Genomic DNA, 19,541 nt, shown 5'->3' on the forward strand with positions numbered 1-19,541 from the left:
GCACAAAGATCTCCTGCGGCTCATGCGGGCCGAGCAGTTGGTGCGGCGCCACCTGGCCGTCACCTTCGCGGCGGCGATGGCGGCCGGGCTGCTCGTGCTCGTACAGGCGGAGCTGCTGGCAGGGGTCCTGTCCGGCCGGTTCACGACCGTGGCGCTGGCGGGCCTGGCCGCCGTGGTGGGCGTCCGCGCGCTGCTGGGGTGGACGCAGGGCATCTTCGCCGGGCGTACGGCGACGGGCGTCAAGTCCGCGCTCCGGCACCGGCTGCTGGCCAGGCTGCGGGAGCTGGGTCCGGCCAGACTCGCCGGTCACCGCTCGGGTGAGCTGGTCACGCTCACGGGACGCGGCCTCGACCGGCTCGACGCCTATCTGACCGGCTACCTGCCCTCGATCGCCGTGGCGGCGGTGGTGCCGCTGGCGGTGCTCGTCCGGCTGTTCGCCGCCGACCTGGCGAGCGCGGTGATCGTCCTGGTCACGCTGCCGCTGATCCCGCTGTTCGGGGCGCTCGTGGGGATGACCACCAAGGCCGTCACGGAGCAGCAGTTCCGCGCGCTGTCGCGGCTCGGCGGGCACTTCCTCGACGTCGTACGCGGCCTGCCCACACTGCGCGCCTTCGGCCGGGCCCGCTACCAGGCGACGGTCATCCAGCAGGTGGCCGAGGCGCACCGGGCCACCACCATGCGTACGTTGCGGGTGGCGTTCCTGTCGTCGCTGGTGCTGGAGCTGTGCGCGTCGCTGTCGCTGGCCCTGGTGGCGGTGCCGATCGGGCTGCGGCTGCTGGGCGGGTCGCTGGACCTGACGACGGCGCTGCTGGTGCTGCTCCTGGCGCCGGAGGCGTACCTGCCGCTGCGGGCCATGGGCACCCGCTTCCACGCCTCCATGGAGGGGGTGGCGGCGGCGGACGCGGCCTTCGCCGTACTGGACGCAGAGCACGCGTCCGTACGGGACGCAGAGCCTGCCGCCGTCGGCGCGGCCACGTCTCGGAAGCGACAGCCGGAGGGCGCCACACCGCCGGAGAGTGGCGCGGCCCCGAAGCGACCGCCGCAGGGTGCCGCGCCCCCGTCGATCCGCCTGGAGGACGTCACCGTGTGCTACCCCGGCCGCGCCGACCCGGCGCTCGAACACGTCTCACTCACCATCGAGCCCGGCGAACGCGTGGCCCTGGTCGGCGCGAGCGGCGGCGGCAAGAGCACCCTCCTGCACCTCATCCTGGGCTTCGTCGAGCCGTCCGAAGGCAGGGTCCTCGTCGACGGCACCGACCTGCGCGAGCTCGACCTGGACGCCTGGCGCGACAGGCTGGCCTTCGTCCCGCAGCGCCCGCACCTGTTCGCCACCTCGGTCGCCGGCAACATCCGCCTCGGCGCGCCGTCCGCCTCTCCGGAGCAGGTACGGCAGGCCGCCGCGGCCGCCTATGCCGCCGACTTCATCCAGGCGCTCCCCGACGGCTACGACACGGCGGTGGGCGAACGGGGCGCGAACCTGTCCGCCGGCCAGCGGCAGCGCGTGGCCCTGGCGCGGGCCTTCTGCCGCCCGGACACCTCGGTCCTGCTGCTGGACGAGCCCACGGCCCGGCTCGACGGCCGCAGCGAGGCGGCCGTGGTGACGGCCACCGCCGACCTGGCCCGGGACCGCACGGCGATCATCGTGGCGCACCGGCCCGCCATGATCGACCTCGCCGACCGGGTCGTCCGCATCCACGAGGGCCGGGTGATCGCCGACCGTTCCAGCCTCGGTACGGGCGCCACCGGAACTAGCGCGATCCGCTCCGGCTCCGGCTCCGGAACGAGCGCGACCCACTCCGACCTCGATACGAGCACGGCCGTGAGGGGAGAGCGATGAACCGGCGCATGGGCCTGCGGCTCACCTGGGCGGTGCTGGCCGGAGCGGCGGCCGAGCTGGCCGGGCTGGGCCTGATCGCGGCGGCGGCGTGGCTGATCACGCGGGCCGCCGAGCAGCCGGAGCTGGCCGCGTTGAGCGTCGCCATCGTGGCCACCAGGGCGTTCGCCACCAGCAAGGGCGTCTTCCGCTACGCCGAACGGCTCACCGGCCACGATGTCGCCCTGCGGGCCCAGGCCGGCACCCGCGAACGCCTCTACCAGGCCCTCATCCCCCCGCAGCGGCCCCGGCACGGCGGCGCCGACCTGCTCAGCCGGATGGTGGACGACACGGAGGCCGTCCAGGACCTCCTGGTGCGCTGCCTGCTCCCCGCCACGGCCGCCGCACTCGCGGGCCTGGCCGCCGTGGTCATCGGCCTCACCCTGCTCCCCGTCGCGGCCCTGGTCCTGCTGGCGGGGCTGGTCCTGGCGGGCGTCCTGCTGCCCGCCGCCACGGCCGCCGCCGCGCGCCGCTGGGCGGCCAGGATCGCCCCCGCCAGAGCCGCCCTCGCCGAGCGGGTGGCCGACCTGGTCCACGGCTCCGCCGACCTGGCCGCGTACGGCGCCGGTGACCGCGCCCTCGCCCAGGCCCGCGCCGCCGACGAGACCCTGGCCGGGCTGGAGCGCCGCCAAGCCCGCGTCCACGCCACCGCCCTGGGGGCCGGCACGCTGGTGCAGGGCCTGACAGTGGCCGCGATCGTCCTGCTCGCCCAGGCCTCGGGGACTGACCGGGTGGCCATGGCGGTGCTCGCCCTGACCGCGCTGGTCTCCTTCGAGCCGGTGCTCCCGCTGGCGGCGGCGGGCGAACGCCTGGCGGGCATCCTGGCCGCGCTCAGACGCCTGCGCGAGGTGAGCGCCACCCCACCCGCCGTCACGGAGCCGCAGAGCGCGACCTCTCCCCCGCTGTCCCTTCCCTCGCTGTCCACTCCCCCTCCGTCGACTGCGGCACCATCCGCTCAACCGCCGTCAACGGCCGCACTGTCCGCTCAACCGCCATCCCCTCTCCCCCGGTCGCCACTGACGGTCGAGATCGACGACCTGGTCGTACGGCACGCGCCGGAGCAGCGGGCGGCCGTTGACGGGGTGTCGCTGAGCCTGACCCCCGGCAAGCGGGTGGCCCTCGTGGGGCCGAGCGGGGCCGGGAAGAGCACCCTGCTGGCCGCGCTGATGCGCCTGGTCGAGCCCGAGTCCGGCACCATCCGGGTCAACGACGTGGACATCCGAGGGCTGGCCTCGGACGACGTACGGGCGATGATGACGGGGCTCACCCAGGACCCCTACATCTTCCAGACCACCCTGCGCGCCAACCTGCGGCTCGCCGGTCCCGAGGCCGACGACGAGGAGTTGCGGCAGGCCGTACGAGACGCTCGTCTTGAGGAGTGGGTCGAGCGGACCGGCTGGGAGGCGGAGCTGGGCGAGGACGGCCGGACCGTATCCGGCGGGCAGTTGCAGCGGCTGGCCCTGGCCAGGGCGCTGCTGTACGACCCGCCGGTGCTGCTGCTCGACGAGCCGGCCGAGGCGCTCGACGAGGAGACCGCCGACGCGCTCATGGCCGACCTGCTCGACGTGACGCACGACCGCACCACCTTGCTGGTCACCCACCGGCTCAAGGGCTTGGAGCAGGTGGACGAGATCGTGGTGCTCGAGGACGGCCGGGTGGTGCAGCGCGGCCGCCACGACGAGCTCGTCACCGAACCGGGCTACTATCGCGACCTTTGGGAATCGGAGGTCCTCACCAGGCGGTGATCGGCGGAAAAGCCCGAGGCGACGCCATACCGTCGAGCGCGAACTTCACGTCGGCGAACAGTTCGCCCAGCTCATCCCGGACGTCAAAGACCCAGGTCGCGAACCTGCGGCCGCGTGTCGCGAGCCGACCAGCAGGATCCCGGTCAGGGAGAAAACGCCGGCTACTCGATGCCGGCGTTCGGGCATATTACGCCATCGCTTTCCGCAGCCTCTTCACGCCACAACCACAAAGTGCGACCGTTTCAATACCTAACGCAGATGTGTAAGAGGTTGTGAGAATGGCCGTTATCAAAATGTGCCGCAAAGCTCTCGCTTTTACCTTAAATCGCAATTATCTCTTACATGATCCGTCAAACAGACGGGGCAGTACACAGCGGAGGTAACCCCCTTGCGCACACGCGCCACCGCCCTCGCTTTAGGCCTGCTCATGGCCGCGCTCCCCCTCCCCCGACCGGCTCTCGCGGAGCCGGCACCCGCTCGCCCGGATGTCGCCGCCACAGCACCCGTGATCACCCTCATCACGGGTGACCAGGTTCATCTGGCGGAGGAAGCTCCCTCGATCCAGCCCGCCAAGGGCCGCGAGCACATCCCCTTCTCGACCTATACCAGGAACGGCCACCAGTACGTCGTTCCACGCGACGCCATCTCCCTGGTCTCCAGGGGCCTGCTCGACGAGCGGCTGTTCGACGTCACCGGCCTCCTCGCGGACGGCTACGGCGACGCCGCACGCGCCGACATCCCGGTGATCGTCACCTACGGCGCCTCCGCCCGCGCCCAGGCGGTCACCGGCCTCACCGTCACGCGCCAACTGCCCTCGCTGAACGCCACCGCCGCCACCGCGCCGAAGACCGGCGCCCTCTGGAGCTCCTTCACCAGCGCCCGCACCGCGTCGGCCGGCTTGACGAAGATCTGGCTGGACGGTGTACGCACCACTTCTCTGGACTACAGCGTGCCGCAGATCGGTGCGCCCGCCGCCTGGAAGGCGGGCTTCGACGGCACGGGTGTGAAGGTCGCCGTTCTCGACACCGGCGTCGACCAGACCCACCCCGACCTGTCGGGACGCCAGGTCGCCGAGCAGAACTTCACCACCGATGCGAGCGCCGCCGACGGCCACGGCCACGGCACCCACGTGGCCTCGACCATCGCGGGCAACGGCGCGAAGTATCGCGGTGTCGCACCAGGTGCTCAGATCATGGACGGCAAGGTCCTCAACAGCGCCGGCAACGGCCAGGAGTCCTGGATCATCGCCGGGATGGAGTGGGCCGCGGCGGGCGGCGCGAAGGTCGTCAACCTCAGTCTCGGCGGCACCGACACCCCAGGGCTCGACCCGCTCGAGCAGACCGTGAACAACCTGTCGGAGCAGTACGGCACGCTGTTCGTGATCGCCGCCGGCAACTCCGGCCCGAACTCCGGCACGGTCGCCTCACCCGGTTCGGCGGACGCCGCGCTGACCGTCGGCGCCGTCGACAGGAACGACGCCCTGGCCAGTTTCTCCAGCCGCGGCCCGCGCATCGGCGACAAGGCGGTCAAGCCCGACATCACCGCGCCCGGCGTCGGGATCGTGGCCGCGCGCGCCACCGGCACCTCCATGGGCACCCCCGTGGACTCCCTGTACACCGCCGCCAGCGGCACCTCGATGGCCACCCCGCACGTCGTCGGAGCGGTCGCGCTGCTCGCCCAGCAGCACCCGGACTGGAAGGGTCAGCAGCTGAAGGCGACGCTGACCGCCGCGGCCAAGCCCACCGCCGGGCTGACCCCCTTCGAGCAGGGCTCGGGCCGGGTGGACGTGGCCAAGGCCATCACCCAGACACTGACCGCCAGCCCGACCAGCGTGTCCTTCGGCCAGCAGCAGTGGCCGCACACCGACGACGTGCCCGTCGTCAAGACCGTCACCCTCGCCAACTCCGGTTCGGCGGCGGCGACGCTCGACCTTTCCATCGAGTCCGACGCGCCGACCGGGACGTTCGCCGTCAGCCCCGCCAACGTCACCGTTCCCGCCGGCGGCACGGCAACGGTTCAGGTCACCGCCGACACCAGGGCCGGCACCACCGACGGCGTGTTCTCCGGCACCCTGGTGGCCGGAGCCGGTCAGCAGGCCCTGCGCGTCCCGTTCGGCGTGGACAAGGAGGTGGAGAGCTACAACCTCACCGTCAACCACATCGGCCTGGACGGCAAACCCGCGCTCGACGCCGTCACCACGCTGGTCAGCATGAAGGACGTCTCCACCACGTACGCCTACGACGAGGCGGACGGCAGTGCGACGGTACGCCTGCCCAAGGGCGAGTACACGCTGGACGGCTCGGTCGGGGTCGGTGAGAAGACCTACTGGCTGACCTCTCCGGGCTTCAAGCTCACCTCCGACACCAAGATCGACCTGGACTTCCGTACGGCCAAGTCGATCAACATCACCACGCCCGACCCCACCGCGGTGCTCTCGCTCGGCCAGGTGGGCTACGCCCGTACCGGCACTGCCTACATCTCCCGCACCTGGCTGTACCCTCTCGGCGCCGACCTCGCTCGGCTGCACACCGCGCACGTCGGGCCCAAGGTCGACAAGGACCTCCTGACCATCGTGCTGAGCACGCAGTCGAAGACGCCCTCGGGTGACTACTACAACCTCACCTACTACGAGCGCGGCAAGATGCCCAGTGGTTACGTCAAGCATCCGAGCAAGCGCGACCTGGCCAAGGTGCGAACCGCCTACAGCGGCAAGGTCCCGACGGACATGGAGTGGCGCAAGGGCGTCGCCCCGTCCCCGGTCAAGGGAAGCGTGTCGGCCTGGACCACTCTCATGCTGCTGGACTGGCCGGGAGCGCGTACCGAGTACCTCACCACCGAAGGTGTGCGCTGGGACAGCACCGTCTACCAGTTCTGCTGCCTGTTCTACCTGTACACCCGGTTCCGCGCGCCGACGCGTGATTACCAGGCGGGCAGGACGTACGACGAGCCGTACAACACCGGCCCGTTCAACCCGGCGCTGGGCCCCACCGGCTCCTCCGCCGGGTGGGTCACCCGCGCCAACGACACGATCTACGCGAACACGCCGCTCTTCGCCGACGCGTCAGGCAATCTGGATTACGTCGGCGTCAACACCATCGCGTATGAGCTGTATCGCAACGGGGCAAAGATCGGAGAGCAGGCCCAGACATACAGCGTCTCGTTCCCGGTGCCGCCGGGGAAGGCCGACTACCGGCTGCGCGCCGAGAGCACGCGCGGCACGTACTACGACACGGCGACCAAGGTGACGGCGGAGTGGACCTTCAAGTCCGACACCGTCGCGGGCGACGACAGGGTGCGGCTGCCGGTCTCCACCATCAAGTTCACCCCCGACCTGGCAGCGGCCAAGCCGGGAAGGCGGCTGGACGTGCCGGTGGCGGTCGTCCCGCAGAACAGTGACCGGCCGCAGCACGTCCGCCGCCTCACCGCCGAGGTCTCCTACGACTCCGGGGCCACCTGGTCGGCCGCCAGGGTCAAGGGCGACCGGGTGATCAGCCTGACCCACCCGGCGAACGCCACCTCGGTGTCCCTGCGTGCCAAGGCCACTGATGAGAGGGGCAACACCGTCGAGCAGACCATCATCGACGCCTACCTGCTGAAGTAGCCCGGCGACGGCCCGGCCACCCGGTTCGCTCCGGGTAGCCGGGCCGATCCGCGCCCGCGAGACGAGCCGGCCTCTTGCTCGCCCGTCACCTCCGCCCGAGGTATCCCTCGACCTGTTGGAGCAGGTGGATGAGATCGTGGTGCTGTCAGCGCACTTCGACCTCGACGATGCGGGTGTAGTCGTTGGCACCGTTCGAGGCCAGCGCGACGATGCGGACGGCGTCCGCCGTGACCGGCGCGAAGTCCGAGCGGGCGTTACCTGCGGTGTTGCCGCGCACCTGGGCGACCGTCTGCCACTGGCCGGCCACCTGGGCCTGGACGTCCCAGTCGCGCAACCCGTAGACCGAGGCCGGGTACCGTTCGGTGCTCAGCGTATACAGGTCCACGCGGGAGACCTGCTTGGCGCCGCCCAGCGCGATGGCCACGGTGTCCGGCCAGGCCCTGGCGGTGGCGTCGTTCCAGCCGTTGCCTCCGGCCCAGCCGTTGGAGCCGTTGTCGCCGTCGGCGATGCTGCAGGGCGGGTAGTTGGCGTTGACGTGCTGGGAGGAGGCGGTGACCTGCCGCCTCAGCGCGAGGTTGCCGCCGTTGTCGAGTTTGTCCGGGGTCACCACCTCGACGGGTACGGCCAGTGTGCGGTCCCCGGTGCGCAGGCGCAGACCGTACTGGCCCTCTGGGGTGGCCGGCGGGACGGCGACCAGCAGTTTCGCGCCGAGTTCGTAGCCAGGGGGCAGGTAGCTGGACAGGATCGAGCGGGAGGCGCTGAGCGGCTGGTCGATCTCCACCCGCATGTCGGAGTAGGCGGCCTTCTTGGCGTCGCTGCGCATGCCGATCTCGATCTTGGCCGGGCAGGCGGGGTCCACGCCGAGCGGCGCGATGAGCTTGTCGGCGCCCGCGATGGGGGTCAGTCTGCCGGTGCCCTTGGACTTGCCCGGTCTGACGTTGATCGAGGTGACGGAGGCGGGCTGCTGTTCGGGTGGCTGGACGGCGGGTGAGGGGTCCTGCTGCGGAACGGCCGCGTTCGCGCCCGGCCCGGTCAGGACCGTGACGGCGGCGACGGCCAGCGCGGCGGTGAGGTGTCGCATGATCGTTTCTCCTTCCGGGGTGTCAGAGCGCCTGCAGGCCGGGGGTGCCGTCGAGGGTCACGAGGCTGGCCCTGGTGGAGACGGGCGCGCCTGGCTTGTCGACGTACGGGACGACCTTGAAGTCGGCCCGCCACTGGCTCCGGGTGACCTCGCAGGAGACGTAACCGCGCTGGTAGCTGGAGAACCTCAGGTGCGGGTTGGTCGGGTCGCTGCCCCCGGCCGGCAGTCCGGTGGTGGCGCTGCCGTTGCCGCCGCTGCTGACCGAGGTGCCGACGAACTCCACGCCGACCGTGCGCGAGGCGGGGTCGTCGAAGTTCGCCTTGAGCTCGCCGGCCAGGTTGTAGTGGATGTCGCCGGTCAGCACCACGGGGTTGCTGACCTCGCGGTCGATCATGCCGTTGATGACGCGGTCCTTGGCGGCCTTGTAGCCGTCCCAGAGGTCCATGCTGAGCTTCTGGGCGGGTCCGGGGTCGTAGTCGAGCTGGATCATGGCGATCTGCTGGGCCAGCACGTTCCACTTGGCGCGGGACCTGTCCAGGCCGTCGAGCAGCCACTTCTCCTGCTCGGCGCCGAGCATCTGGCGGGCCGGGTCGAGCCGGTCGGCGCAGTCGATCTGCTGCCCGTCGCCGCAGACCTGGTCGTCGCGGTACTGCCGGGTGTCCAGCACGTTGAACTCGGCGAGGTCGCCGAAGGTGAACCGGCGGTAGATCCGGGCGTCGGGGCCCTGGACGGCGGGCACCCGGATGGGCATGTTCTCCCAGTAGGCCCGGAAGGCGTTGGCGCGGATCACCAGGTAGTCCTGCTCGGTCACCTCGCCGCCGGGACCGTACTTGCCCGCCCAGTTGTCCAGCACCTCATGGTCGTCCCAGGTGACGATCCACGGCGCGCGGTGGTGCGCGGCCTGCAGGTCGGGGTCGCTCTTGTAGAGGCCGTACTGGATGCGGAAGCGGTCGAGGGTGTCGCACTGCACCCGGTACTGCTCGGGCACCGGGGTGTTGCGCAGGCCGCCGGTGGGCACGATGCCGTACTCGTAGATGTAGTCGCCGAGGTGGAAGACCACATCGGGCTCCTCCTCCGCGAGGTGGCGGTAGGCGCTGTAGTAGCCGTCCTGCCACAGGGCGCACGAGGCGAAAGCCAGCTTCAGGGTGTCGGGCCTGCTCCTGGCCGCCGGGGCGGTCTTGGTCCGGCCGACCGGGCTGATCTGGCCGCCGGTGCGGAACCGGTAGAAGTACTCGCGGCCGGGCCGCAGCCCGGTGGCGTCCACGTGGACCGAGTGACCGTACTCGGGCGTGGCCCACGCGGAGCCGTGCCCGGCGCGGCGGGTGAACGCCTCGTCCTCCGCGATCTCCCAGTCGACCTGGATCCTGCCGTACGGCATGCCGCCGAGCGGCTCCAACGGGCTGACGGCCAGGCGCGTCCAGAGGATCACCCGATCGGGCAGCGGATCCCCGGAGGCGACACCTAACTGGAAGGGGTAGTCGGCCCTGGCGGCGGCCTGGGCCGTCCAGGGGTCGGCGAGGTTGGTGGTGAAGGCCAGGGCAAGGGCGGAGCCGCCGATCCCGAGGAAGGATCGGCGTGAGGGACGATGCATGGGCTTCCTAAGAGATGGGGGGTCGAAAGCCCTCACTTTTTAGCAAGCAGCCCAGCTCTTAACAAGACTTAGGTTAAAACTCACAGGCGATTACGTTACATTTCCCACCGTCGCTCGATGTATGAATCATGTGATCGTCGTGATCATGTCGACTGGACATGTGCCGCTGGGGAGCCCACCGGCACGCCGCACTCGCCGGCGGGCCGTAAGCCGCTCGTCTCAGTCGGTGTGCGGCCGCAGGAGCTCGTGGATCTGCTCCATCTGCGCCTGGGCCAGGGGCCCGTACCGCAGAGCGCCGGCGTTCTGCTCGGCCTGGCCGACCGTCCTGATGCCGGGGATCGGCACCGTGCGCCCGCTGCGGGCCAGCAGCCAGCCGAGGGCGCCCTGGGCGAGGGTACGCCCGTCGGAGGTCAGGATGTCGCGGATCGCGTCCAGCATGGCGAGGAACTCCGGGGCGGGCCGGCCGTCCTTGAAGAAGGTCATCCACTGCGGAGAATCGCCGCGTACGTCGTCCATCGGCAGCCGCGAGTCCCGGCCGTACTTGCCGGTGAGCAACCCCATCGCCAGCGGCCCCCGGTTGACGGAGGCGAGCTCGTGGGTGTCGCACACCGCCAGCATCGCCGGGGTGTCGTGCAGGACGTTGAGGTCATGCTGCACGGCGGCGCAGTGCGGCCCTTTCGCGAACGCGGCCGCCCGTTCGGGGTCGTTGGTGCTCCAGCCGTAGGCCCGGATCAGGCCCTCCTCGACGAGCTCCTCCAGCGCGGCGATCATCTCGTCCACCCGCTCCGGCGGTGCGTCCCCGACGTGCAGCTGGTAGAGGTCGATGTGATCGGTTCCCAGCCGCTCCAGCGACGCCCGGCAGGCCCGCCGGATGTATCCGGGCGAGGTGTCCTCGCCGGTGAGCGTCCGCGTCGCCGCGTCGAAGGTGAGGCCGAACTTTGTCGCGATCACGACCTCGTCCCACCGTCCGGACAGCGCTCTCCCGAGCACCCGCTCGCTGTGTCCGGTGCCGTACACGTCGGCCGTGTCGAAGAAGGTGACCCCCAGGTCGAGCGCCCGGCGCACGGCCGCCACCGACTCCTCGTCGTCCACCTGCCCCCATCCGGCCGGCTTGCCACGGGCCATGAAGGGGCCGCCTATCGCCCATGCCCCGAACCCGATCGCACTCACCCGCGAGCCGCTACGTCCCAAGATCCGGAATGAATCATTCATCGCGCACTCTCCCTGGAAATGGCAACAGGGAAGACGCTGCCATCTGGAGTGAACTCCAGGTCAAGTACGTCGATCATCGGTCTCCTTCGAGCCGATGCTCCCACTGGCGGGGGAAGCGCGCGCACGCACCGGCGCTAGACGCCGGCCTGTGCCAGGACGTTCGCGAGTCCGGACGCGTCCAGCCTGGTCGAGACGTACCAGGCGCTGCCCGCGCCCGCCTGGTGCCGGGTGACCGCCGGGCCGCCGCCGACGTAGGTCACGGCCGCCGTGGCGCCGGTCAACTGGACGGTTTCGCTCCAGAAGGCGCCGACCGTCCCGTCGGAGAGTGCGACGGGGCCGGTCAGGGGGCGGAACTCCTCGACGCGGACGCCGAGCAAGTCGCGCAGCGCGCCGGGATAGCCGCCCAGCCGGACGCGGGTCTCGGGGTCGGCGATGCCGCTGAAGTACGACACGATCAAGGTGCCGCCGCCCTCGACGTACGCGGTGAGGTTGGCGACGGCCTCGTCAGAGATCAGGTACAGGGACGGCATCAGCACCACCCGATAGCGCGAAATATCGTGAGAAGGGTGGACGAAGTCGGTGGCGAGGCCCCGCTGCCACAGCACCCGGTGCGCCTGCTCCACCGACGCGCGGAAGTCCAGCCCGGCCACGGGCAGGGCCGGGTTCCGCAGCGCCCAGGCTGCCTCGTCGTCCCAGAGAATGGCCACCTCCGCCTCGGCGGGCTCCGCAGGCGGAAGGGCGCTGAGCGTCCGGCCCAGGTCAGCGATCTCGCGGAAGATCCGGCTGTCGGCGCCCGCGTGCGGGACCATGCCCTGGCACCACTGCTCCGCCCCGCCCTGGGAGGCGCGCCACTGGAAGTGCAGCACTCCGGTGGCCCCGCGGGCCGCGTACTCGAGGCTGCGCCGCGTGTGCTCTCCCGGCTCCAGAGGAAGCGTCCCATCGGGGGTGTACATGGTCGCGACGCCCTGCTCCATCAGCAGCCACGGCTTCCCGCGCGCCCAGGAGCGGGCCAGGTCGGAGGCGAAGGCGACCTGGGCGAGCCCGCCGTCGCCGGGCTCGTCGGTGTAGTGGTCGATGCCCACGAGATCGACCTCGGCCGACCATTTCCAGTGGTCCAGCGGCGTCCACCCGGCCATGACGTAATTGGTGGTCACCGGCTGCCGCCCATGGACGCGCAGGATGTCACGCTGCTCGCGGTAGTGGGCGAGCAGCGCGTCGGAGCAGAAGCGGCGGTAGTCCAGCAGGTGGGCGGGGTTCGACCGGTACTGGGTGGTCCGCGGTGGCATGATCTGCTCCCACGCCGAGTAGTGCTGGCTCCAGAACGCCGTGGTCCACGCGTCGTTGAGCGCGTCGAGGGACTTGTGCCGGTCACGCAGCCAGGCGCGGAAGGCCGTCGCGCAGTGATCGCAGTGGCAGGTCGTGCCGTACTCGTTGTGCACGTGCCACATGGCCGTCGCCGGATGGGCGCCGTACCGCTCGGCGAGCGCCGTCGCGATGCGGCGCGAGGCCACCCGGTACGCGGGCGCGTTGACGCAGTACGTGTCACGGCTGCCATGGGTGAGCCGGGTCCCGTCGGCCCGCACCGGCATCGCGTCCGGATGGGCCAGGCCGAACCAGGGCGGTGGGGAGGCCGTCGGGGTCGCCAGGTTGACCTGGATGGCGTTGTCGTGCAGCAGGTCCATGACGCGATCGAGCCAGCCGAAGTCGTAGACGCCCTCCGACGGCTCAAGCCGGGCCCAGGAGAAGACCCCCACGGTGGCGAGGTTGACCTTCGCCTCCCGCATCAGCCGGACGTCCTCCAGCCAGACGTCCTCTGGCCACTGTTCGGGGTTGTAGTCTCCGCCGAAATACATGCTCTCTCCAACTGGGGGTGTCACGGCCGCTGATCAGTCGCTGCCGGTTACGAAACTCTGGATGGCCACGACCGCGCCGCCACGGGCCCATTCACGAAAGTCGTCCACTTCGATCAGCACGTCGACCGAGTTCGCCCGGCCGCGCCGGTTCGCGCTGAGCGCCCGGTCGAGACCGTCCTTGGCGACGCGGGCCAGCTCCACGCCCTCGCCGGCCACGATCACCGTCTTGACCATGGAGAACGTCGCGACGTGGGCGATGAGCCTGCCGAGCGCGTCCGCGGCTTCGGCGACGACGCCGAGGCACACCTTGTCCCCTTCCGCGGCCAGGCGCATCACCTCCTCGTACGTCACCGGCCGCCGCAGCCCCTGCCCGGCGGCGGTCACGATGGACTCGCTGGCCAGGTAGGCGGAGGCGCAGCCGCGGTGGCCGTCCCCGCACATCGGCCCGCCCGCGTTCAGCACCAGGTGGGCGAACATGCCGAGGTCCGACTCGGCCGCCGGCACCAGATGATCGTGTACGACCAAGGCGTAGCCGACTCCCGCCCCGATCGAGACGAGCGCGAAGTCGCGCAGCCCGCGGGCCGCCCCGAACCAGTGATGCTGGTGGCCCAGCGCCGCCACGTCGTTCTTGACCACGCACGGGATGCCCAGAGCCTGCTCCAGCAATGACTTGAGCGGCACCTGCCGCCAGCCGAGAAACGACGAGTCGACCAGCCGCTCACCGCCGAGCTGGACCGCCGAGCGGGCGTCGCCGCCGAGCGTGACACCGGCCCCGACAGGCGTCCGCTCGCCGCCGGACAGCTCATCGAGCAGTCCCCTGATCTGGCGGCACACGGCCTGGGGGCGGTGGTCGGAGATCGGCTCGTCGCGGGACGCGACGATCTGGGCGCGCAGGTCGGTGACGACCGCGTGGACGCGGTCCGCGGTCAGCTTGACGCCGAAGAAACAGTGCTCGCCCGCGGCCACGTCCAGCGGGCGGGTCGGGCGGCCGTTGACCGGGTCGTGGACCACGTCGCCTTCGACGAGGAGCCCGGCGTCGACCATGGGCTTGGTCAGCCGCGTCAGGCTGCCGGTGGACAGGCGCAGGGTCCTGGCCAGCGCGGTCCTGGACTGCGGACCGTGGATGATGAGCTCCTTGACGATGGAGCGTGCCGCGTCGGGCAAGACGTCCCACATGGCGCACCATCCTTGGGGCTCCACCCACATCAGCGCCAGCCTTTCCCACTTGATTTCGTGACAAAGCTAGCATTCCCGGAACGTCACAGCTTGCTCACATAACATGCATGAAATCTGTGCACAAGTAGTGACATGCCTCTCACCTTCTCTCTAGGTTGGCTCTGTTACAAAGCCAGTCCGCTTTGTAGGAAGAAGGCACGAATGCGTATCACGAGGCTCGCCGGCTCGATCGCGGTGCTCAGCACGGCTGCCGTCCTCGCGGCCTGCTCGTCGGGCACGTCCGGGAGCACCAGCACGCCGGCGGCGGCCAGTGGGCCGGTCACGCTGGAGTTCTGGTGCTGGGGCACCACTCAGAAGCCCAAGATCGAAGCGTTCAACAAGTCCCACCCGGGCATCCAGGTCAAGCACACCGACGTGGGAGGCGGCACGGACACCGCCGCCAAGCTGCTCACGGCGACCCGGGCGGGCAACGGCCCCGACGCCGCCTGCATCGAATACGAGACCCTGCCTTCCATGATCGTGGCCGGGGCGCTGGCCGACATCTCCGCCCACACCGGCGACATCAAGACCGCCTTCAGCCCGGAAGTGTGGAACCTGACCAGCTTCGACGGCGCCGTGTACGGAGTGCCGCAGGACGTCGGCCCGATGGTCCTGGTCTACAACAAGAAACGCTTCCAGGAGCTGAAGATCGAGCCGCCGGCCACGTGGCAGGACTTCGCGAAGGTCGCGGCGGACGTACGCAAGAAGGACCCGGAGACCTACCTCGCGACCTTCGCACCCGCGGAATTCGGCAACTTCGCCGGGCTGGCCCAGCAGGCCGGCGCGTCCTGGTGGAAGGTCCAGGACCAGACGTGGACCGTGGGGATCGCCGACCAGGCCTCCCTCGCGGTAGCCGACTTCTGGCAGGGGCTCATCGACAAAGACCTCGTCAAGGCCGAGCCGCTGCTCACCCCGGAGTGGAACAACAAGCTGAACCAGGGCAAGATCCTCACCTGGCCGAGCGCGCTGTGGGCGCCGGGCGTGCTGTACGGCATCGCGGAGAAGCAGGCGGGCGACTGGGCCATCGCGCCACTCCCTCAGTGGAAGGAGGGCGACGACCGGGTGGCCTTCCAGGGCGGGTCGGCGCTGACCGTCACGAAGACCTCCAAGCACGCCGAGGCCGCGGCCACGTTCGCCAAGTGGATGAACACCGACAAGGCGGCGAACGCTGTCCAGATCGAGCTGGGCGAGTACCCGGCGTCGCTGGCCGGGCAGCAGGCCGCGAGAACCAGCGCGCCGCCCAAGCTGACGGCGAACCAGAAGGACTACTGGGACATCGCCACGAAGGCGGCTCAGCGCACGATTCCGCACATCAGCTGGGGCCCGAACGTCAGCACCGCCGGCAGCGCCTTCCAGGACGCCGTCGCCGCCGCGGTCCGTGATCACACCCCACTGCGGGACGCGCTGACGAAGACGCACAACCTCGTGGTGGCGGACATGAAGACCACCGGCTTCAAGGTCGCCGGTCCATGACCGCCCCGCCCAGGGCGGAGCGCAGGTCCCGGGCTCCTTATCTCTTCGTGGCGCCCGCCGCGCTGCTCTTCGTCGCCTTCCTGGCGCTCCCCATCGGCTACGCGATCTACCTCAGCGCGCGCGGCCTGCGGCTGACCGGCAAGGGCATCTTCGGCACGCGCGAAGAGGTCTTCGTCGGGCTCGACAACTACGTCAAGACGCTCACCGATCCCGAGTTCTTCGCCGGCTTCGGCCGGCTCGCGCTCTACGGCCTGATCAGCGTGCCGCTCACGCTCGGGCTGGCGCTGCTGTTCGCGCTGCTCCTCGACCACGCCGGTTCGCGGGCCAAGAGGTTCTCGCGCACGGCGATCTTCATCCCGTACGCCGTACCCGGCGTGACGGCTTCGCTGCTGTGGGGCTTCATGTACCTGCCCTCGACCAGCCCGATCAGCTACCTGACCCGGGAGCTGGGACTGGGCGAGATCCCGTTCCTCGGGGCGGCCGGCATCTACCCGTCGCTGGCCAACATCGCGGTGTGGGGCGGCGTCGGCTTCAACATGATCATCATCTTCACGTCGCTGCGCGGCATCCCGTCGGAGCTGTACGACGCGGCGCGCATCGACGGCGCCTCCGAATGGCAGATCGCCTGGCGGATCAAGATCCCGCTGGTGGCGCCGGCCCTCGTGCTCACCGGGTTGTTCGCGCTGATCGGAACGCTGCAGGTGTACGGCGAGCCGACCACCGTGAAACCGATGACGCCGGAGATCTCCGGGGACTGGGTGCCCTTGATGCACATCTACCGCGACGCCTTCGTCCGCGACGACCTGCCGCTGGCCTCGGCCGCCTCCGTCCTGCTGGCGGTGGGCACGCTCGTGGTCTCGGTCGTGCTCCTGAAGGTCACCCAGAAGCGCGCGTTCGGAGGCATGCGATGAGCGCCGCCAACAGCGTGCTCACACACCGGCGCGCCCAGATCCTGCCCACCATCGTCCTGCTCCTCGGCTCGATCTACTGCCTGGTGCCGGTCGCCTGGGTGCTGGTGGCCTCGACCAAGTCGAGCGGCGAGCTGTTCTCGACGTTCACCTTCGCGCCAGGGACCGGCCTGCTGGACAATCTGCGCGACCTGTTCACCTACGGGAACGGCCTCTACCTGCGGTGGACGGCCAACAGCGCCCTGTACGCGATCGCCGGTGCCGCGGCCTCGACCCTGATCTCGGCGCTGGCCGGGTATGCCATGGCCAAGTACGAGTTTCGCGGCCGGAGCCTGCTGTTCTACGCCATCCTGGCCGGCGTGCTCGTGCCCGGCATGACGCTGGCCATCCCGCAATATCTGATCATGTCCGAGCTCGACCTGGTGGGCGGCTACTGGTCGGTCCTGCTGCCGAGCCTCATCTCCCCGTTCGGCATCTACCTGGCCAGGGTCTACGCGATGGCCTCCGTCCCGGACGCGACGATGGAGGCGGCCAGGATCGACGGAGCGAGCGAATATCGCATCTTCGGCTCGATCGGGCTGCCCATGATGGTGCCCGGCATGGTGACGATCTTCCTGCTGCAGTTCGTCGGGATCTGGAACAACTTCCTGCTGCCCTACATCATGCTGTCGGACGAGTCCAAATTCCCGATCACCGTGGGCCTGTTCACGGTGCTCAGCAAGGGTTCGGGCCAGCCCACCCTGTACGGCATCGCCATCGTGGGCGCCGCCGTGTCGGTGATCCCGCTCATCGTCCTGCTGCTGACCCTGCAGCGCTTCTGGCGGCTGGACCTGCTCAGCGGAGGACTGAAAGGATGAAACCGCCGTCCATGGAGATTCTGCACTTCAGAGCCGCCGGCGTTTCCGTGGTGATCGAGTGTCCGCCCGATGCCCTGCCCGCGATCCTGCACTGGGGTCCGGACCTAGGCCCGCTCGAGGACGAGGCGCTGGCCCACCTGGCGGCCGATCTCCGTCCGCGGCTCGACGTCAGCGTCGACGTGCCCGTACGGGTCCCCCTGGTGCCCGAGGCGCGCACCGGCTGGATGGGCCTGCCCGGCCTGTCCGGGCATCACCTGGGGCAGAACTGGTCCCCCGCCTTCACCAGCGTCGCCTACCAGCGGATCGGGCAGACCCTCACCGCCACCGCCAGGGACGAGCACGCCCGTCTCGGCCTCACGATCATCATCGAGCTCGGCGACTCAGGCCTCCTGCGGGCCCGGGCGGACCTGCGCAACCAGTCCGAGTCCCCCTACACCCTGGACGCGCTCAATCTCGCCTTCCCCGTGTCCGGCACCCCCACGGATCTGCTCGACCAGGCCGGGCGGTGGGCCAAGGAACGCATCCCGCAGCGCCGCTCCCTCACCACCGGCATCCACCTGCGCGAGAACCGCCGCGGCAGGACCGGCCCCGACGCCGCCACCGTCCTCTTCGCGGGCACCTCCGACCTCGGTTTCCGGCGCGGCGAGGCCTGGGGCCTGCACGTCGGCTTCAGCGGCAACCACCGCCACTACGCCGAACGCACCTCCAGCGGCCGGACCATGCTGGGCGGCGGCGAGCTGCTGCTGCCCGGCGAGATCATCCTGGCACCAGGTGAGAGCTATCGGAGCCCCTGGCTCTACGCCACTTACGGGCACGGCCTCGACGCCGCTGCCCGCCGCTTCCACGAGCACCTGCGCGCCAGGCCCGCGCACCCGTCCGGGCCCCGGCCCGTGATGCTCAACACGTGGGAGGCCGTCTATTTCGAGCACGACCTCGACCGCCTGCTGGAGCTGGCCGGCCGAGCCGCCGCCATCGGGGTCGAGCGGTTCGTGCTGGACGACGGCTGGTTCCACGGCCGCCGCGACGCCCGGGCCGGGCTCGGCGACTGGACCGTGGACGCCGCCGTCTGGCCGGACGGGCTGACGCCGCTGGTCAAGCGGGTCAGAGAGCTCGGCATGCAGTTCGGGCTCTGGTTCGAGCCAGAGATGATCAATCCGGACTCCGACCTGGCCCGTGCCCACCCCGGCTGGATCATGCGGACCGGCGACCGCCTGCCGCCGCTCGCCCGCGATCAGCAGGTGCTGGACCTGACCAACCCCGAGGCGTACGCGTACGTCAGGACGCGGCTGCTCGCCCTGATCCGCGAGTACGACCTCGACTTCATCAAGTGGGACCACAACCGCGACCTCGTGGACGCGGGCTCCACGGCGAGAGGCGGCCGGGCCGCCGTCCACGCCCAGACGCACGCCGTCTACCGGCTGCTCGATGAGATCAGGGCCGAGCACCCGCGCCTGGAGATCGAGTCCTGCTCGGGCGGTGGCGGCCGGGTGGACCTCGGCATCCTGGAGCGTACCGACCGTATTTGGGCCAGCGACTGCATCGACCCCGCGGAACGCCGGCAGATCATGCGCTGGACCGGGCAACTGCTGCCGCCCGAGCTGATCGGCAGCCACATCGGCGCCGGCCGCTCCCACACCACCGGCCGCCGCCACGATCTCGCCTTCCGTGCCGCCACCGCGTTCTTCGGCCACAACGGGATCGAATGGGACCTCACCACGCTCACCGACGAGGAGCTGGACGACCTGGCCTCGTGGGTCGCCCTGCACAAACGGCACCGCCACCTGCTGCACACGGGCGTGGTGGTCCGCGTGGATGACGCTCCCGAGAGCGTGCAGGCTCATGGCGTCGTCGCCGCCGACGCCTCCGAGGCCGTCTATGAGATCGCCATGCTGGACCGACCGTCCACCTGGCCGCCGGGCCGGCTCCGGCTGCCCGGGCTCGACCCGGCGACCGTCTACTCGGTTCGCCCGCTCATGCCCGTGACCTCGCACGGGACCGCCCCGGCCTGGACGACCGGCGACTTCGCCCTGCCCGGCTCCGCGCTGGCCGGCTCGGGCATCGCCGTGCCGCCGCTGTTCCCCGACGAATCCGTGCTGGTCCACGTCGTCGCCAGGAACCGCTGAGAAGGTCGC

At 70.5% G+C, this 19,541-nt stretch carries 12 protein-coding genes; 7 read left to right on the forward strand and 5 right to left on the reverse strand.

All coding sequences use genetic code 11. The features are described from left to right. Positions 1 to 22 precede the first annotated feature (22 nt). From cydD to ACQP2T_RS36950, 3 genes are all read left to right on the forward strand, one after another. A complete protein-coding gene (gene cydD / locus ACQP2T_RS36940; protein ID WP_433509523.1) occupies positions 23 to 1,837 on the forward strand; it encodes a thiol reductant ABC exporter subunit CydD in 1,815 nt (604 codons plus the stop codon). After that, entirely contained in the window at positions 1,834 to 3,618 is a 1,785-nt protein-coding gene (gene cydC / locus ACQP2T_RS36945) for a thiol reductant ABC exporter subunit CydC (protein WP_433509524.1), read from the forward strand. The genes cydD and cydC overlap by 4 nt, the downstream gene beginning before the upstream one ends. A gap of 388 nt (positions 3,619 to 4,006) precedes the next feature. Further along, positions 4,007 to 7,219, forward strand: a complete 3,213-nt coding sequence (locus ACQP2T_RS36950; protein WP_433509525.1) for a S8 family serine peptidase — start codon at positions 4,007 to 4,009, stop codon at positions 7,217 to 7,219. A gap of 145 nt (positions 7,220 to 7,364) precedes the next feature. Here the strand turns inward: ACQP2T_RS36950 and ACQP2T_RS36955 are convergent, their stop codons facing one another. The 5 genes from ACQP2T_RS36955 to ACQP2T_RS36975 all read right to left on the reverse strand — a co-directional run bounded on the left by ACQP2T_RS36955 (position 7,365) and on the right by ACQP2T_RS36975 (position 14,132). Beyond that, positions 7,365 to 8,300, reverse strand: coding sequence for a discoidin domain-containing protein (locus ACQP2T_RS36955; RefSeq protein ID WP_433509526.1), 936 nt, complete (start codon positions 8,298 to 8,300; stop codon positions 7,365 to 7,367). 22 nt (positions 8,301 to 8,322) lie between these two features. Continuing rightward, positions 8,323 to 9,891 (reverse strand): alkaline phosphatase D family protein, encoded by a 1,569-nt coding sequence (locus ACQP2T_RS36960; protein ID WP_433509527.1) that lies wholly within the window; start codon positions 9,889 to 9,891, stop codon positions 8,323 to 8,325. 219 nt (positions 9,892 to 10,110) lie between these two features. Further along, a complete protein-coding gene (locus ACQP2T_RS36965) occupies positions 10,111 to 11,103 on the reverse strand; it encodes an aldo/keto reductase (protein ID WP_433509528.1) in 993 nt (330 codons plus the stop codon). Positions 11,104 to 11,237: 134 nt separating this feature from the next. Further along, positions 11,238 to 12,956 carry a beta-galactosidase gene (locus tag ACQP2T_RS36970; protein ID WP_433509529.1) on the reverse strand — a complete coding sequence of 573 codons (1,719 nt, stop codon included), beginning with the start codon at positions 12,954 to 12,956 and terminating at the stop codon, positions 11,238 to 11,240. Between the two features lie 33 nt (positions 12,957 to 12,989). Next, positions 12,990 to 14,132, reverse strand: coding sequence for an ROK family protein (locus ACQP2T_RS36975; RefSeq protein WP_433509530.1), 1,143 nt, complete (start codon positions 14,130 to 14,132; stop codon positions 12,990 to 12,992). Positions 14,133 to 14,333: 201 nt separating this feature from the next. On the opposite strand from ACQP2T_RS36975, the gene ACQP2T_RS36980 reads away from it, so the two are divergent. Genes ACQP2T_RS36980 through ACQP2T_RS36995 form a run of 4 tightly spaced genes read left to right on the forward strand, consistent with a single transcriptional unit; the run spans position 14,334 to position 19,532 of the window. After that, positions 14,334 to 15,644 (forward strand): ABC transporter substrate-binding protein, encoded by a 1,311-nt coding sequence (locus ACQP2T_RS36980; RefSeq protein ID WP_433509531.1) that lies wholly within the window; start codon positions 14,334 to 14,336, stop codon positions 15,642 to 15,644. Beyond that, positions 15,641 to 16,555 carry a carbohydrate ABC transporter permease gene (locus ACQP2T_RS36985; protein WP_433509532.1) on the forward strand — a complete coding sequence of 305 codons (915 nt, stop codon included), beginning with the start codon at positions 15,641 to 15,643 and terminating at the stop codon, positions 16,553 to 16,555. The genes ACQP2T_RS36980 and ACQP2T_RS36985 overlap by 4 nt, the downstream gene beginning before the upstream one ends. Continuing rightward, complete coding sequence (locus ACQP2T_RS36990) at positions 16,552 to 17,409, forward strand: carbohydrate ABC transporter permease (protein WP_433509533.1); 858 nt, start codon at positions 16,552 to 16,554, stop codon at positions 17,407 to 17,409. Before ACQP2T_RS36985 ends, ACQP2T_RS36990 begins: the two co-directional genes overlap by 4 nt. A gap of 11 nt (positions 17,410 to 17,420) precedes the next feature. Continuing rightward, a complete protein-coding gene (locus tag ACQP2T_RS36995; RefSeq protein ID WP_433509534.1) occupies positions 17,421 to 19,532 on the forward strand; it encodes an alpha-galactosidase in 2,112 nt (703 codons plus the stop codon). Positions 19,533 to 19,541 lie beyond the last annotated feature (9 nt).

Origin of the sequence: Nonomuraea sp. CA-143628 (genome assembly GCF_050942315.1) — a bacterium.
Taxonomy (GTDB): Bacteria; Actinomycetota; Actinomycetes; order Streptosporangiales; family Streptosporangiaceae; genus Nonomuraea.